The organism is Neorhizobium sp. DAR64860/K0K1 (assembly GCF_050500205.1).
Taxonomy (GTDB): domain Bacteria; phylum Pseudomonadota; class Alphaproteobacteria; order Rhizobiales; family Rhizobiaceae; genus Neorhizobium; species Neorhizobium soli.
In genome coordinates, this window is sequence record NZ_CP191459.1 from 2,225,947 (window position 1) to 2,241,933 (window position 15,987).

Annotated in this window: 15 protein-coding genes and 1 tRNA gene; 9 read left to right on the plus strand and 7 right to left on the minus strand. The window is 60.5% G+C overall.

Going from position 1 to position 15,987, the window contains the following annotated elements; translation table 11 throughout:
* Window positions 1-160 precede the first annotated feature (160 nt).
* The 4 genes from ACQY1J_RS15475 to ACQY1J_RS15490 all read right to left on the minus strand — a co-directional run bounded on the left by ACQY1J_RS15475 (window position 161) and on the right by ACQY1J_RS15490 (window position 3,812).
* The gene (locus ACQY1J_RS15475; RefSeq protein WP_184654824.1) at window positions 161-1,228 is read right to left on the minus strand and encodes a porin; all 1,068 of its coding nucleotides are present in this window, start codon (window positions 1,226-1,228) and stop codon (window positions 161-163) included.
* Between the two features lie 359 nt (window positions 1,229-1,587).
* Window positions 1,588-1,678 (minus strand) — tRNA-Ser (locus ACQY1J_RS15480).
* An 85-nt stretch (window positions 1,679-1,763) separates the two neighbouring features.
* On the minus strand, window positions 1,764-2,561 hold the full coding sequence (locus ACQY1J_RS15485; RefSeq protein ID WP_430250255.1) for an aldolase/citrate lyase family protein: 798 nt from the start codon (window positions 2,559-2,561) through the stop codon (window positions 1,764-1,766).
* Window positions 2,562-2,591: 30 nt separating this feature from the next.
* On the minus strand, window positions 2,592-3,812 hold the full coding sequence (locus ACQY1J_RS15490) for an NAD(P)/FAD-dependent oxidoreductase (protein WP_062579772.1): 1,221 nt from the start codon (window positions 3,810-3,812) through the stop codon (window positions 2,592-2,594).
* 232 nt (window positions 3,813-4,044) lie between these two features.
* Between ACQY1J_RS15490 and ACQY1J_RS15495 the strand changes: the two genes are divergently transcribed.
* Window positions 4,045-4,392, plus strand: a complete 348-nt coding sequence (locus ACQY1J_RS15495; RefSeq protein ID WP_062453402.1) for a hypothetical protein — start codon at window positions 4,045-4,047, stop codon at window positions 4,390-4,392.
* Window positions 4,393-4,513: 121 nt separating this feature from the next.
* On the plus strand, window positions 4,514-5,623 hold the full coding sequence (locus ACQY1J_RS15500) for a pyridoxal phosphate-dependent aminotransferase (protein ID WP_430250256.1): 1,110 nt from the start codon (window positions 4,514-4,516) through the stop codon (window positions 5,621-5,623).
* A gap of 190 nt (window positions 5,624-5,813) precedes the next feature.
* Here the strand turns inward: ACQY1J_RS15500 and ACQY1J_RS15505 are convergent, their stop codons facing one another.
* Window positions 5,814-6,080: an SEL1-like repeat protein gene (locus ACQY1J_RS15505; protein WP_062579770.1), complete on the minus strand. Its 267-nt coding sequence runs from the start codon at window positions 6,078-6,080 to the stop codon at window positions 5,814-5,816.
* A gap of 520 nt (window positions 6,081-6,600) precedes the next feature.
* Here ACQY1J_RS15505 and ACQY1J_RS15510 point away from each other — a divergent pair.
* The 4 genes from ACQY1J_RS15510 to vapC all read left to right on the plus strand — a co-directional run bounded on the left by ACQY1J_RS15510 (window position 6,601) and on the right by vapC (window position 9,298).
* Window positions 6,601-6,951 (plus strand): DUF2147 domain-containing protein, encoded by a 351-nt coding sequence (locus tag ACQY1J_RS15510; RefSeq protein WP_430250257.1) that lies wholly within the window; start codon window positions 6,601-6,603, stop codon window positions 6,949-6,951.
* Window positions 6,952-7,119: 168 nt separating this feature from the next.
* A complete protein-coding gene (gene amn, locus ACQY1J_RS15515; RefSeq protein ID WP_062579764.1) occupies window positions 7,120-8,622 on the plus strand; it encodes an AMP nucleosidase in 1,503 nt (500 codons plus the stop codon).
* Window positions 8,623-8,681: 59 nt separating this feature from the next.
* A complete protein-coding gene (locus ACQY1J_RS15520; protein WP_430250258.1) occupies window positions 8,682-8,912 on the plus strand; it encodes a type II toxin-antitoxin system VapB family antitoxin in 231 nt (76 codons plus the stop codon).
* Complete coding sequence (gene vapC, locus ACQY1J_RS15525) at window positions 8,909-9,298, plus strand: type II toxin-antitoxin system VapC family toxin (RefSeq protein WP_430250259.1); 390 nt, start codon at window positions 8,909-8,911, stop codon at window positions 9,296-9,298. The genes ACQY1J_RS15520 and vapC overlap by 4 nt, the downstream gene beginning before the upstream one ends.
* On the opposite strand, the gene ACQY1J_RS15530 is transcribed toward vapC, so the two are convergent.
* On the minus strand, window positions 9,299-10,273 hold the full coding sequence (locus ACQY1J_RS15530) for a lysylphosphatidylglycerol synthase domain-containing protein (protein ID WP_430250260.1): 975 nt from the start codon (window positions 10,271-10,273) through the stop codon (window positions 9,299-9,301).
* A 155-nt stretch (window positions 10,274-10,428) separates the two neighbouring features.
* On the opposite strand from ACQY1J_RS15530, the gene ACQY1J_RS15535 reads away from it, so the two are divergent.
* Together ACQY1J_RS15535 and ACQY1J_RS15540 are read left to right on the plus strand one after the other, a co-directional pair.
* Window positions 10,429-11,454, plus strand: coding sequence for a glycosyltransferase family 2 protein (locus ACQY1J_RS15535; protein ID WP_062580229.1), 1,026 nt, complete (start codon window positions 10,429-10,431; stop codon window positions 11,452-11,454).
* A 150-nt stretch (window positions 11,455-11,604) separates the two neighbouring features.
* Complete coding sequence (locus ACQY1J_RS15540) at window positions 11,605-13,158, plus strand: ArnT family glycosyltransferase (RefSeq protein WP_430250261.1); 1,554 nt, start codon at window positions 11,605-11,607, stop codon at window positions 13,156-13,158.
* A gap of 2 nt (window positions 13,159-13,160) precedes the next feature.
* Here the strand turns inward: ACQY1J_RS15540 and ACQY1J_RS15545 are convergent, their stop codons facing one another.
* Window positions 13,161-14,528, minus strand: a complete 1,368-nt coding sequence (locus tag ACQY1J_RS15545) for an aspartate aminotransferase family protein (RefSeq protein WP_430250262.1) — start codon at window positions 14,526-14,528, stop codon at window positions 13,161-13,163.
* Between the two features lie 93 nt (window positions 14,529-14,621).
* Between ACQY1J_RS15545 and ACQY1J_RS15550 the strand changes: the two genes are divergently transcribed.
* On the plus strand, window positions 14,622-15,956 hold the full coding sequence (locus tag ACQY1J_RS15550; RefSeq protein WP_430250263.1) for a glutamine synthetase family protein: 1,335 nt from the start codon (window positions 14,622-14,624) through the stop codon (window positions 15,954-15,956).
* Window positions 15,957-15,987 lie beyond the last annotated feature (31 nt).

Below are 15,987 nucleotides of genomic sequence, written 5' to 3' on the forward strand. Positions count from 1 at the left end.
CCGCGACGCGTAGAGGAACTGGTGACCACCTCAGTCACGGGAGAGAATCACCAGACGGCCGTGACCGATGGCGACAGAAACAGCCGGCAGTTTCATTGCCCCAAACGACAAAAGGCCCGGCGTGAGCCGGGCCTTCCGTGAAACAATCCTTGGGTAAGGATTAGAACGTGCGCTGAAGGCGAACCATACCGGTCCACTGATCGTCGTCCATCTGCGCGTTGTCGACGCTCGTGTACGAAACTTCTGGCTGGATCAGGAGGCCCGAAACTGGGGTCCACTTGACGTTTGCCGTAGCAGCAAGAACTTCGGAGTCGGTGTAGCCAACCTGTACGTTAGCAGCAACCTTGTCGGTGAACTTGTAGCCAGCGCCACCCCAAACAGCCCAGTCACCCCAACCAACGACTGCGTCGCCGTAGTTCGTGCCTGGTGCGTACTTGTTGATGTCGTCGCCGTCCGAGTTCCAGCCGCCCATGAGGAAGGCCGAGAATGCGCCGAACTTGCCGGAGATACGGCCCTTTACAGCGCCTTCTTCCTGCGATTCGTCGTAACCGCCGACGAGCGAAGCAGCGAACGTGCCGTTGTCGTACTTAGCGCCGAGAACTGCATCCGGCCAGTCGCTTGCGCCGCCTGGGATGTCGTTGTCGTTGGTGCCGTCGTCTTCAAGCGAAGCAACAACCTTGAAGCCGTTGCCAGCGTCGAAGGTGTAGGAAACCTGGTTGAGTTCGAAAGGACCGTAGGAGATCACGTCATCGTTGATGACGTCGCCAGCGTAGCCCGAGAACTGCGAGTACTGCGAGTCAGCGAGACCGACCAGGAAGCCGCCCCAGGTGATGTAAGCCTGGTTCAGACGTGTACGAGTGTTTTCTTCGTAGCCGAACTGCGGATGATGCGGGTTGTAGTCGAAACGAGCTACGATCTTGGTCTTCAGAGCGCCCCATTCGGTGTCCGAAGCGGTGTCGAGCGAGATGTGAGCGCGAGTGTTGGTGTACGAACCTTCGCGGTCGAGGCGGTATGCGTCGTTGTACTTAGCGTCGAAACGAACGTAACCACCAACCTTGAGGCAGGTTTCCGTGCCCGGGATGTAGAAGTAACCTGTGCCGAAAGCGTCGCAAACGCGAACGTATTCCATTGGCTCCGGCTCAGCAGCGACGATCGCGTCAGCAGCCTGGGCGCCGGAAACTGCTGCGAGAGCTGCAGCGGAGCCGAGAAGAAGGCTCTTGATGTTCATATTTGACCTCCAGTCAAAGTTTCATATGGGGATGGGTCTTTTGCTAAAGGCCAGCGTTCCCTGCCCGTCCCCGGGACTTTGAAAACGGACGAACCACCGCCGCGCTTCCGTGGTTCAAATTACAAATGCAGGCCGCGCATGCAATCGCGAACTGGCCATCCGCACCTTCTACCCACCTGCTTCACAAACCCGTGTTGCCGAAAGAGCACAAAAGCACCTCGGGCGACCGTTAAAAGTTTACACATCGTTAAGAAACACATTGGAAAGCAGCCACTTAGGCTTCGCGCAAGGTTCAGCGAGCTGCGCGCGCAACAGCGATTCTAGGATCGCAAATCGATTGGGATTTTGAAGTTTGGGAATGGCGGAGAGGATGGGATTCGAACCCACGATACGGTTTTGCCGTATACTCCCTTAGCAGGGGAGCGCCTTCGACCACTCGGCCACCTCTCCGGTCCGGCCTGATTATTTCGGAACGTTGCCGATTGCAAGGTCTTTCGCAGGCCGATCCCGATTCGAGACCGGAATAGGCGTGGAATCAGTAGCTGGCAGGCCCTGCTCCGCCCGAACCGCGTCCATAGCGACCGGCGAGCGTCTTCAGGGCATAGGAATAGAGAGCGACATCGGCGCCGACGGCCACGAACGTAGCGCCGAGATCGAGATAGCGGCGGTTGAGATCTTCGTCGAAGGTCAAGATGCCGGCCGGTTTACCGGCAGCGACGATTCGGCGAATCGCGTTCCCGATCACGTCCTGCACTTGCGGTGCACCGATCTGGCCGCGAAACCCCATGTCGGCGGAGAGATCGGCCGGGCCGATGAAGATGCCGTCAACGCCTTCGACCGCCGCGATTCGCTCGATGTCATCGATCGCCGCCATGGTTTCGACCTGCACCAGAAGGCAGATCTCGTCTGCAGCCGTGTCTGTATAGTCTGCGATCGCGTTGAAGGCGGAGGCGCGGGCAACGGCTGCACCCACGCCGCGCTTTCCCTCCGGCGGATAGCGGACGGCATCAACCAGTGCTTTCGCCTGTTCGGCCGAATTGACCATCGGCACCAAAAGCGTGCGGGCGCCGATGTCGAGCAGTTGCTTGATCATCCAGGTTTCGCCCATCGGCGGGCGAACGACGGCTTCCGATGAGGAGGAGGACAGGGCCTGCAACTGCGCCATGATGCTGCGAAGATCGTTGGGCCCGTGTTCGCCGTCGATGACCAGCCAGTCGAAACCCGCATGGCCGGCAATCTCCGCCGGCAGCGGCTCGGCCATGTTGAGCCAGAGGCCGATCTGCGGCAGGCCGGCTTGCAAACGAGCCTTGAAGGCGTTTTTCGGTGCCGGCATGGTATCTCCTTTTAAAAAATGCTGTCTTTATTACGCGAGCAACTGCTTGAGGTCGGTCGCCGGATCGGCGATCAGCGCCTTGTCTGCCGTCAGGCCGTTGTCCAGCAGCTTCTTGCCGGTCACATAGGCCTTGGCGTCGTTGATCGCATCCACGGCGATCAGGCGACCCTCGCGGTAATACCAGATCGACACGCTGCCCTGTCGGGTACCGGGCCGCATCACCGTCTCGTCGTAGCCGAGGTTGAACCCGGCGATCTGCAGCTTCACGTCATACTGGTCGGACCAGAACCACGGCTTTGCCTCGTAGGGCTCGGCTGACCCGGTCAGGGTCGCGGCAACCGATTCGGCCTGGTCGACTGCGTTCTGCACCGACTCGAGACGGATATTGGTGCCCTTCCAGGGCAGCATGGCGCAATCGCCCATGGCAAAGATTGCCGGATCGGACGTGCGAGCATAGTCGTCGACGAGGATGCCATTGCCAACGTCGAGGCCGCATTGCTGCGCCAGCCGGTCGTTCGGCGTGACGCCGATACCGACGATGACGAAATCGATATCGATGACGGTGCCATCGGACAACTCGGCCCCGCGAACCCGGCCGTCCTCGCCGATCAGGCGGGTGAGGCCTGTCTTTTCCCGGATGACGACACCATGCTCGGCATGAATGGCCCGCATCACGTCGGCGGTTTCCTTCGACGCGACTCGCTGGAGAATGCGGTCAGCCATCTCGATGAGCGTCACTTCAAGCCCGAGATGGCGAGCGACAGCTGCGGCTTCGAGGCCGATATAGCCACCGCCGATGATCAGAAGCCGGCGACCTGCCTTCATCTCGTCGGCGAGGAGATCGGCGTTGCGCTTGTCACGGACGGTAAAGACACCCGTGAGATCACCGCCGATGCTGGCTGGAAGGGTGCGCGGCGTCGAGCCGGTAGTCAGCGCCAGATGTTCATATTCAAGGACAGACCCGTCCTGCATCCTCACCGTCTTCGCGTCCCGGTCGATCTCTTCGACAAAGGTGGAGAGACGAATCTCGACATCGTGTTCCGCAAACCAGGTTTCCGGGCGAAACGTCAGGCGGTCGAAACTCATCTCGCCCATCAGGTACTTCTTGGACAGTGGCGGCCGCTGATAGGGAATGACATCTTCGGAGCCAATCATCGTGATCGGCCGCTCATCCTTCAGCGCTCTCAGCTTGGCGGCGAGCGCGAACCCGGCCTGCCCTGCCCCGACGATCACCAATCTACCTGCTGCCACGCCCTGCTCCCATCGCGAAAAACTCGCGGCTGAAGGGGTAGCGCCGCCCCGGCGACCCGTCAACAGCCCGATTTCGGCACACTAACGGTGCAACTTGCGCAACGCGTGATCATGACGCGACGAAAACGCGCAGATCAGCGGCATTTTACCCATCTGTTTCAGAATGATTCATAAAAAGAGGAATAAAGTCATAGTCGAGGACGAGAACGAGGGAGGCGATCTGCCGGGTACGATGATGAAGGATACCGCACACGACCATGCTCATACGGGCGATCGGGCATTTGAAAAGTTTACGATAGACCGGCCTGGCCGGATCATCTTTGTCGGACACCATCTCTCGACCAATACCGCCTTCCGCTGCCTGATCCGGACAATCTCTCTTTATGGCGCCGAACTGGACGTCAGTCCCAGCCTGCCGGTACCGGCCAACTTCTTCCTGGAAATCCTCGGCATTCACGACGAAATCGGCTGCACCGTGATGCGCCGCGAAGAGGAGAAGGTCACGGTCGCCTTCAACATGCTGATCGATGCGGAATTCCTGCATCACGTCATCCGGCTTTCGTTCGAGACGAGCCACTAAGCCGGGTCGTCGTCAGGGGCATAGTTTTGCTTCATGCGCGCCATCAGCGGCCTTGTCCGCCCTTGCACGGCGTTCAAAGCCCCCTATTGTGTGCGGACTTTTTGAACCGGATCCTGATATCATGTCTTCATTCTCGCGCTTCACGCCTCTCGTCGGCGCTCTTCCCGCGACCGTTCCCTTTGTCGGCCCCGAGGCCATTGAGCGCGCCAGAGGGCGTGCCGTGCAAGCCCGAATTGGCGCCAACGAGAACGGGTTCGGCCCTGCCCCGTCAGTCATCGAAGCCATGAAGTCCGCCGCCGCAGACAGCTGGAAATATTCGGACCCGGAGAATTACCAGCTGAAGCAGGCGCTTGCCGCGCATCTTGGCTGCAACGCCGAAAACATCGCGATCGGAGAAGGCGTAGACGGTCTGCTCGGCCAGATCGTGCGAATGGTGATCGAGCCCGGAATGCCTGTCGTCTCCTCCTACGGCGCCTACCCGACCTTCAACTTTCATGTCGCCGGCCATGGCGGTAAGCTGGTAACAGTGCCCTACCGCGACGATCGTGAAGATCTCGACGCCCTGATGGACGCCGTCATCCGCGAAAACGCGCCGCTCGTCTATTTCGCCAATCCCGACAATCCGATGGGCAGTTGGAATGACGCGGAAAAGATCGTGTCCTTCGCGCGGGGCCTGCCGGAAAGCTGCCTGATGGTGCTGGACGAGGCCTATTGCGAAACGGCGCCCGATGGCGCAGCGCCAAAGCTTTCGGCATTGATCGACCTGCCGAACATCATCCGCACCCGGACCTTCTCCAAGACCTATGGTCTGGCGGGCGCGCGGGTCGGCTACACCATCTCGACGCCCGACAACGCCACCGCGTTCGACAAGATCCGCAACCATTTCGGCATGAACCGGGTCGGCGTGGCGGCGGCATTGGCGGCGCTGAAAGACCAGGAGTATCTGGCTGAGGTGATCGACAAGATCAAAGCGTCTCGCGACCGGATCTCGGCGATCGCCCGGGCCAACGGGCTCGAGCCGCTGCCATCGGCAACCAATTTCGTGGCGATCGACTGCGGCCGCGATGGTACCCATGCGCGGGCGATCGTCGACGGTCTGATGGAGCACGGCGTCTTCATTCGTATGCCGGGCGTGGCACCTCTCAACCGCTGCATCCGCATCAGCGCAGGACCGGAGCAGGATATGGCATTGCTGGAAGAGGCGTTGCCGAAAGTTCTGAAGGGTCTCTAGAACAGAAAAAGACCGCGCCGGCCTTGTTTCTGCCGGTCGCGGTCTTTTGATCTCCAGCGGCTGCGGTTTGTTGCCGGGAACAGCTCCGGTTCGCGCCGCGTCTCCATCCCGTTTTCTCTCTGGTAGGCCCGTGTTCTTGATCGCCGGCCTTCTTCTGGGCCGGTCGCATGATTGAATATGCGCTTGCGCGTTAGTGGATGGTCATCCATTCGCGGGCTGCGCGCAGCGCTTCTGCAAGCTGCATCTTGGTCATCGTCGCGGCGAGATCGGCGCGCAGTTCGGCGGCGCGGTCGCAGCCCTTGATCGCGGCAATGTTCAGCCACTTGTGGGCAGAGACCAGATCGACCGGGCAACCCCGGCCAGTCGCATACATCAGACCCATGTCGCAGAGAACGTCTGCGCGAGCCTCGCCACCCATGGTAGCCATTTCTGAAGCATTCATTTCAAAGCGTGCCATCGGTTCGTATCCCTGTTTCGAGAACGTTGTTCTTGTCGTCTGCCCTGTTTTCCGTCGGGACCGTCGCTGTCTTGTGCAGCTTGTTATCGGCCCTTCCGGGTGGCGGTTTGTGCCGCTCTTTGATGATTTGAGTATCGGCCAAAGCTTGCAAAAAGCGCCTAAAAAGCATGATTAATTTGCTGAAAACAAAGTACAAACGCTTGGTAAACTTGGTTTTTTGTTAAACATCAGGGGCCTTGGCTATTAAGGGTTTTGCGGACATTTTTACGAAAAATTCAGATCTGGATTTCAACCCTTTCTTCACCACGAATTCGGGTCGCGCTTTCATCGCGTCGAAATAAACGCGCGTCGCTCGGCGAAAACGGCGGGAGATTCGGCTGATATTCCGCCCCATGCGCAGGCTCAGGATATTTACCTTTACGTGTGCGTAAGCTAGATTTTCCGCTGTTCGCGCGAGGAGGTGCGAACGCTCAGACATATGACCGGTGCGGGAGCGCCGGCTCCGGGAGGGAAAACCATCATGAAGCGCATTTCGATACTCGCAGCTGCTTTCTCATTCTTCGCCTTCGGCATAGCCGGCACCGGCCATGCGGCAGAAGCGATCGAGGGCACCTGGAAGACCGCGAGCGGCGAGACGGCAGAGATCGGCAAATGCGGCGGCGCCTTCTGCGTGACGCTGAAAACCGGCAAGCATGCGGGACGGCAGATCGGCAAGCTTTCGCCCAAGGGCAGCGACTATACCGGCGAGATCACCGATCCCGAGGCGGACAAGACCTATAGCGGCTCCGGCTCGGTCAGCGGCAATTCGCTCAAGATGAAGGGCTGCGTGATGAAGATCCTGTGCAAGTCGCAGACCTGGACGCGCCTCTGACGCTATCGTCGCGATAGCAGGCGGCAGCGTTTGCGATCCCGGCAGTCACCTCTGTAACGGGTGGGCCGGGTTAGCAGTGCAGGTCTCGCCGGCGATTGGGGATGAGATCAGGCTATTATCCCCGTCAGCTGTCGTTTGATTGTCGAAAACTTCCCATTATAATAGCGCATGAACACACGAATCTCTTCACTCCCCGCCCTTGCTTTCATCAGCCCGAGCCCTGTCGCGGCGCAGGCTTTCGACAATGCGGAAGCAGCCGTCGACGCGCTGACAGCGCTTTACGAGCGCAACACGTCCTTCCTGATCGATGCCTTCGGCGCACTTGCGAAGGGTGCGGCCGTGACTGGTCGATACCGCGCCTGCTATCCGCAGGTGATGATCGAGACCACGTCGTTCGGCCATGCGGATTCGCGTCTCTCCTATGGCCACGTGACGTCCCCCGGCGTCTACACGACAACGGTGACCCGGCCGAAACTGTTTCGCCATTACCTGATCGAGCAGCTGGATCTGCTCATTCGCAACCACGGCGTTCCCGTGATCGTGTCGGAATCGACGACACCGATCCCGCTGCATTTTGCATTCGGCGAAGGCGCGCATATCGAGTCGTCCGTCAGCAACGCGATGGCCGACATCCCGATGCGCGACCTGTTCGACACGCCGGATCTCAACAATACCGACGACCTCATCGCCAATGGCGAATACGAGGCCCCGTTCGGCGAGCCTGCGCCGCTTGCGCCGTTTACTGCGCAGCGCATCGATTATTCGCTGGCAAGGCTCAGCCATTATACCGCGACCGGGGCAGAGCATTTCCAGAATTACGTGCTGTTCACGAACTACCAGTTCTACATCGACGAGTTCGCCGCTTGGGCGCGTAAGCTGATGGCGGAAGGTGGCGACGGGTATACGGAGTTCGTGGAGCCGGGCAACATCCTCACCACCGCCGGCAAAGACCGGCCGGAGAACCCGGGCACGATCCGGATGCCGCAAATGCCGGCCTATCACCTGAAGAAGGGCGATCATTCCGGCATTACCCTTGTCAATATCGGCGTCGGGCCTTCCAATGCGAAGACGATTACAGACCATGTCGCCGTGCTGCGTCCGCATGCTTGGCTGATGGTGGGCCACTGCGCGGGCCTGCGCAACAGCCAGCGGCTGGGTGATTACGTGCTTGCCCACGCCTATGTCCGCGAAGATCACGTGCTCGATGACGACCTGCCCGTCTGGATCCCGATCCCGGCGCTTGCCGAAGTGCAGCAAGCGCTCGAAAGCGCCGTCGAGGAAGTGACCGGTTACGAGGGTTTCGAGCTGAAGCGGATCATGCGCACCGGCACAGTGGCGACGATCGACAACCGCAACTGGGAACTGCGCGACCAGCGCGGGCCGGTAAAGCGGCTTTCGCAGTCGAGAGCGATCGCGCTCGACATGGAATCGGCAACGATTGCCGCAAACGGCTTCCGGTTCCGTGTGCCCTATGGAACGCTGCTCTGCGTCTCCGACCGGCCGCTGCATGGCGAACTGAAGCTGCCCGGCATGGCGACGGCGTTCTACCGGACCCAGGTCAGCCAGCATCTGCAGATCGGCATCCGCGCAGTGCAGAAACTGGCGGCGATGCCCACTGAGACGCTGCATTCGCGCAAGCTTCGAAGCTTTTACGAGACGGCTTTCCAGTGAATTTGCACACGCTATAGTTTTGGTGTATGATTTTCCCAAAATATACACACGAGGCCCATATGCGTACCAACATCGAATTAGACGACGAGTTGATCGCCGAGGCTATGGAGCTTGGCGGTCTTCCCACTAAGAAGGCAGCCGTCGACCAGGCTTTGCGGGATTTCGTACGCATTCGCCGTCAGCTGCGTGCTGTCGACAACCTCGAGGGTATCGGATGGGAAGGCGACCTCGATGCGATGCGGGATGGCTCATCCGGATTTTCTGACTGGGCGTTGAAAGCTCGCGAATGATTGTCGCGGACAGCTCAGTCTGGATTTCACTGTTCCGAAAAGATGACACTGAGAGCGCCGCCAAGCTTCGCGCATCCACCGCCCAAGGCAACGTTCTCATGGGCGATGTCATCATGCTGGAAGTGCTTCAAGGAGCACGTGACCCCCACCATGCTCGATTCATCGAGCGCAGCTTTCACGAGTTTCCGGTCACTCAGATGCTATCGCCTGAGCTCGCGGTGAAAGCGGCGGCGAACTATCGCACGCTTCGTGATCGTGGAATCACGGTTTGGAAAACCATCGACATGATCATCGGCACCTATTGCATCGTGCATGGTCATAGCCTGCTGCAAAGGGACAAGGACTATCTGCCGATGGCAGAGCATCTGGGCCTAAGGCTCGCCTGATCAATCCCCCCTCTTCGGCCGTGCCGCCAAAAGCGACAATGCGGTGCCGACGAGTGACGAGACGATGACGAGGATGTGGGTGTTGACCGCAGCCTTGCCGAGTTCCTCCAATGCCATCCCACCCGCATCCGCTCCGAAGGCAATGGCTCCCGCAGTGATGCCGGCCGGATAGGTGCCGACGCCGGCGGGTGCGTGGACGGGCAGTACCGAGGACAATTCACCACCGAGCGCGCCGCCGAAACCCGGGCCGACCGAGAGCCCGCCGAGCAGGCCGAGGACCCAGGCAAGAACCGCGATCTTGGTGAACCAGTTGACCAGTGTTGCGCCCCAGGCCCGAGCAAAGGCGTTTGCATCAAGCGGCAGTCCGGCCTTGATCTCGTCGAGCAGCGTCTTCCCCTTCGCCGGCAGCAGCTTTTCCGCGAGCTTGAAGGCATGGCCGCGTAAGGCAAAGGCTAGCGCCGGCAGGATGAGAAACGCGGCCCACAACGCCCACGCCCAGATTGCACCCGTCGTACCACCCGTCTGCAGCACGAGCCCGACGCCGGCAGCGGCCAACAGGGCGTGCAGATCGAACAGCCGCATGACGAGAAGCGCTGCCGTTGCGCGGGTGAGAGAAACGCCGAACTCGCGCCGCATCAGAAGCGGGAAGCTTGCTTCGCCCGAGCGGAATGGCAGCATGATGTTGAGAAGGTTGTGGACCTGCACGAGCCGCAGCAACGTGCCGAAGCGGCCGCCGGTTTCGTGCGGGAAATAATCATAGATCCGCCAGGTGCGCAGCACATAGGTCGCAAGCAATAGCGCGAGCGCTAAAGCAGCCGTTCCCCACCCGGCGGCGCTCCATAATGAAACGACCCTGCCCCAGCCCCAGACATAGTGGATGAAGGCGGCGTAGAGGGCCACGATCGCAACTGTGCCAAGCGTCATGGCGTGGCGAATTATCCACGGTCTGCGGCTGGAAACCGGAGAATTCTTCATATATCAGGGGGCCCAATACGAGGTTTCGGGTCAAGCATTAAGACCAAGGCGCAGAGACTGCGGCCGCCATGACGGCGGATCGTCACGCCCGAGGTTTCCCGAGTTTCTAGGAGAAACACAAGGTGCGTACAACAGCAAGTTCGGCGGCCGGTACGATCGATGGCACGCTTGATGGTACGATCGGCACCGTTTCACCGGTCGAACTCTCCCTCGTCGTGCCGCTCTTCAACGAAGAGGAAAGCGTAGGCCCGCTGATCGAGCGGATCTGCGCCGCCATGGCCACCTATCCCTCGGCATGGGAACTGATCCTGGTCGACGACGGAAGCACCGACGCGACGATCGCCAATGCGAAGCTTTCGCTGTCGCGTTCGGGTCTCATCCTGCGGATCATCGAGCTGCAGCGCAATTTCGGACAGACGGCAGCGATGCAGGCCGGTATTACCGAAGCGCGCGGCCGGCTGATCGCGACGCTCGACGGCGACCTGCAGAACGACCCCAAAGACATTCCTTCGATGGTCGCCGAACTCGAGCGACGCGAACTCGACCTGCTGGTCGGCTGGCGCAAGAACCGCCAGGACGGGCTGTTCCTGCGCAAGGTGCCTTCCTTTATCGCCAACCGGCTGATCGGCCGCATCACCGGCGTCCGCCTGCATGACTACGGCTGCTCGCTGAAAATCTATCGCTCGGCTGTCATCAAGCAGGTCCAGTTGATGGGCGAGATGCACCGCTTTATCCCGGCTTGGGTTGCGGGCGTCGTGCCGAGCTCGCGGATCGGCGAAATGCCTGTCACCCATCACGCCCGCCAGCACGGCGTTTCGAAATACGGGATCTCGCGCACCTTCCGCGTCATCCTCGATCTTCTGTCGGTGATGTTCTTCATGCGCTTCAAGGCGCGGCCGGGGCATTTCTTTGGATCGCTCGGCCTTGGCCTCGGTGCGCTTTCGGCGCTGATCCTGTTTTACCTGTTCATCGACAAGTTCATTCTGGGCAACGATATCGGTACACGTCCGCTCTTCATGATCGGTGTGATGCTGTTCCTGTCCTCGGTGCAGATGATCACCACCGGCATCCTCGCCGAAATGATCGCCCGCATCTATTACCGTGACGGCGCGTCGCTCTCCTATATCGTCAGGGCAGTCCACGAGGGTGTCGCCTCGAGTGACGCTACGCCGCAGCCGTGACACACTCAGCGATATTCTGAAAAAACACGTCGAAAGGGCCGCCGGCACGCTGGCTTGCCGCTTGATCTGCGGGCACGGCATGATACGCCAGACAGACAATCGCGCCTGAATTATTCAGTCTTCGTCACCGGCGGACCTGGAGAAAACCTTTTGCATAGCCTTGAGGGTTCACATTTCTCCACTGTCAGGGTCTCCGCGGACCGGCTTTCCCGCGGCCGCACGTTTTTCACGGTCCTGGCGCTCTATTTTCTGGTCAATATTGGGGTCCGTCTAATTCTGCCGCATGCGCTGGAACTAGACGAAGGCGAACAGGCCTATCTGTCGCAATGGCTGCTGGCCGGATACGGCACCCAGCCGCCGATCTACAACTGGCTGCAATACCTCGCGGTTCATCTCTTTGGCATGTCGATGCCGACCTTGTCGGGACTGAAGAACCTGCTTCTGTTCGGCGCTTACGGCTTCTATTTCCTCGCTGCCCGACAGGTCTTGAAGGACAAGCGCCTCGCAGTGGCGGCGGTGCTCGGTCTTTTGACCATCCCGCAGGTCTCGTTCGAGGCGCAACGGGACCTCAGCCATACCGTGGCGGCGATCTTCGGCAGTTCGCTCTTCCTGTTTGCGCTGTTCAGGCTCTTATCCGTTCCGACGCTTGCCTCGTTCCTTCTGTTCGGGCTCGCCACGGGAATCGGGGGAATGACCAAGTACAACTTTGTCCTTCTTCCGCTCTGCGCGATGCTTGCAGTGCTGATGGTAAGCCGGTTTCGAGACCGGGTGCTGGACTGGCGCATCCTTTTGAGCGGCCTGGTGGCGCTGCTTGTAGTTGCCCCGCATGCCGTCTGGCTGCTCGACAATTTCGAGGCGGCCAGCAGCCGGTCGGTGGACAAACTCATCAGCGCTGACGCCGGTACGCTCGCAGCGATCTCCCGCGGACTGCGATCTCTGCTCCTGTCATCGACCGGGTTCATGGCCCTCACCGCAGCGGTGTTCGCCATCTCGCTGCGTGAAAAGCTTTCGACGGTCATGAGGGCCGACGACGACTGGAGCCGGCTTGCCGGTCGCATCCTGGCATTCGTGATGGCCGTCCTTTTGGGCATGGTCCTGTTCGGCGGCGTGGATGACGTGCGCGACCGCTGGCTCACGCCGCTGCTGCTGATTCTGCCGCTTTACCTTACGCTGAAGATCGACGCAGCCGGGATCGACATATCGATGCCGCTCAAGCGCCTCTGGGTCACTGCTGCGGCGATCATGGTGATTGTTCCCCTGATCCTGTTTGGAAGAGTGGCGATCGACCCATTCACGGGCAACTACGGTTACGTCAACATTCCCTTCGACAAGTTGGCGAAGCAGATCGAGCCGGAACTCGCAAACGACGGTTCCGACCCGCGCCCGGTGCTGATCATTGCCGCCGATGGGCATCTGGCCGGAAATATGCGTTTCAACCTGCCCGATACGACCGTTGTCGTCTCGCACCAGCCGGCCGGCATGGTGATTACGGCAATCTCAGCCTATCGCAAGGCAGTCTTTGTCTGGCGCCGTTCGGATGGCACAATGCCGGACGGGTTTAAAACCGTCTTTGGCCGCTATTTGAAGACGCAGGGGCTCGAAGGACTCTCGGCAAACCCGGTCATCCTGCGCTTTCCCTATTCCTGGGGACACGAAGGCGACCAGTACCCATTCGCCATGGCAGTTGTCGATCTCCCGGACTGACCCTATTCCGCCACGGTTTCTGCGAGGTGATCCAGAGCCTTTGACAGCGTCTCGACCATTTCGTCGACTTCCCCGCGGGTGATTGTGAAGGCCGGCGATGCCAGCATGCGGTCTGCCGTGGCGCGCATGATCAGCCCGTTTTCGAGGCAGTGGTTGCGCACGAGCGAGCCGATATCGTCGGGTTTGGCATAGCGCCGCCGGGTCGCCTTGTCGGCTGCAAGCTGAAGGCCGCCGATCAAGCCTACGCAATCGGCCTGTCCGACGACCGGATGCGCCTCAAGGCTTTTCCAGCCTTTCGCAAAATAGGGTCCGATATCGTCGCGGATCCGCTCGACCAGACCTTCGTCTTCGATGATTCGCAGGTTTTCGAGCGCGGCTGCTGCGGCCACTGGGTGGCCCGAATAGGTATAGCCGTGGAAGAAGTCGCCGACCTCGTTGACCATCACATCCGCGACCCGGTCGGAGACCAGCACGCCGCCGATCGGTAGATAGCCGGAGGACAGGCCTTTCGCGATCGGCGCGAGATCGGGCTCAAAGCCGTAATGCTGGTAGCCGAACCAGGAGCCGAGCCGGCCGAAGCCGCAGATGACTTCATCGGACACGAGCAGAATGTTGCGCGCCTTGCAGATGCGCGAGATCTCCGGCCAGTAGGTATCCGGCGGAATGATCACGCCGCCGGCGCCCTGGATCGGCTCAGCGACGAAGGCGGCAACCTTGTCTTCGCCCAGTTCATCAATCTTGGCTTCAAGCTCGCGCGCTGCTTGCAGGCCGAATTCCTCCGGCGAAAGATCGCCACCCTCGGCATACCAGTAGGGCTGGCCGATATGGTGGATGCCGTCGATCGGCAGGTTGCCCTGTTCATGCATCAGCTTCATGCCACCCAGCGAGGCGCCGGCGACCGTCGAGCCGTGGTAGCCGTTTCGCCGCGCGATCACGAGCGTCTTTTCCGGCATGCCGAGCGCTTTCCAGTAGACGCGAGCCATGCGGAACCAGGTGTCGGTGGCCTCTGATCCGGAATTGGTGAAGAACACGCGGTTTATGTGCGGCCCCGCATGCGACGCGATCTTCTGGGCAAGCAGAATGGCGGGCGGCGTCGTGGTGCCGAAGAAGCTGTTGTAATAGGGCAATTCCTGCATCTGACGGTAGGCAGCGTCCGCGATGGACTTTCGGCCATAGCCGACATTGACGCACCAGAGGCCCGCAAAGCCGTCCAGATACTTCTTGCCGGTCGAATCCCAGATATGGCGCCCCTCGGCCCGTTCGATGATGCGGGTGCCCTTGGCGTTCAGCTCTTTCATGTCCGAAAACGGATGAATGTGGTGGGCGGCATCGATCGCGGCGAGATTGGAGATCGTCGGCTTCTCGTTCATGCGGTTTCCCTCAGGGCTTAGACGCGGCTCAGATTGTGCGACCAATTCTTATCGGCTACCAACGAGGCAGCGCAACCATCGAGATGATGCTTCATGACCGAGACCGCAGCCGAGCCCCATATCGAAATCATGCTGGTCGGCATGAACGGCGACCTGCGCGGCAAACGCATTCCGATGGCGGCCGAAAAGAAGATCTGGGACGGGACGGTGCGGCTGCCCTCCTCCACCCAGTCGCTCGATATCTGGGGCTGCGACAATGACGAGTTGACCGGGCTTTCGATCTCGATCGGCGATCCCGATGGGCTCTGCATTCCCGATCGCCGGACGCTCGCGCCGATGCCCTGGGGCCCGTCGGGCTCGAAGCAGGTGCTTGCGACCATGCACGAGATGGACGGGCAGCCGAGCTTCATGGATCCGCGCGCGATTCTGGCCGGCCTGCTGCAGCGCTTTTCGAAGCTTGGGCTGACGCCGGTCGTGGCGACGGAGCTCGAATTCTATGTGGTCGAAGATGACTGGCGCGACACCGGACGTCCGCGGCCGCCGGCAAAACTTGCCTATCGCGGCGAACCGAACGGTTTCCAGCTCTATGACATGACGGCAGTCGATGCGCTCGATGGCTATCTGCAGACAGTGCGCACATGGGCGCATACCCAGGACCTGCCGGCGGATGCGACGACGGCCGAATTCGGTCCCGGTCAGTTCGAGATCAACCTTCTGCACCGCGGGGATGCGCTGGCGGCGGCCGACGACTGCATCTGCCTCAAACGCATTGTCGAACAGGCGGCCAGAAAGCACGGGTTGAAATCCACCTGCATGGCGAAACCCTATTCGGATCATGCGGGGTCCGGCCTGCATGTGCATGCCAGCATCATCGATGCCGACGGCAACAACATTCTCGACGCCAAGGGCGGCGACCCTGCGAAACTGCGATCCGTCACCGCCGGCCTGCTCAACACAATGCGTGATGCGCAGCTCGTGTTTGCGCCCTTTGCGAACTCCTACAGGCGTTTTCAGCCCGATTCGTTTGCGCCCGTCGATATCGACTGGGGCTTCGGCCATCGCGGAACGGCCGTCCGCATTCCGGACGCGAACGGTCCTGCCGCGCGCATCGAGCACCGCGTTGCCGGTGCCGATGCCAATCCATACCTGCTGCTGACCGCCATTCTCGGCGGCATGCTCCTAGGGCTCGAAGCGGATCTCGATCCCGGTCCGGCAACGGAGCCCGGCCAAAAACCCCCAGCTGACGCGAAACGCCTCACCCATGATTTCCTCACCGCGGTCGAGGATTTTGCTGCCTCGCCTTTCATCCGGGACGTGTTCGGAAAGCGATACCAGACGCTCTTCGGCGACACGAAGCGCAAGGAGGCGATCACCTTCCTGCGGACCGTCAGCGACTTCGACTACCAGACCTATCTGCCTCGAATCTAGGATCAAGCATCCATCGGCGGGCGGCTGGCGG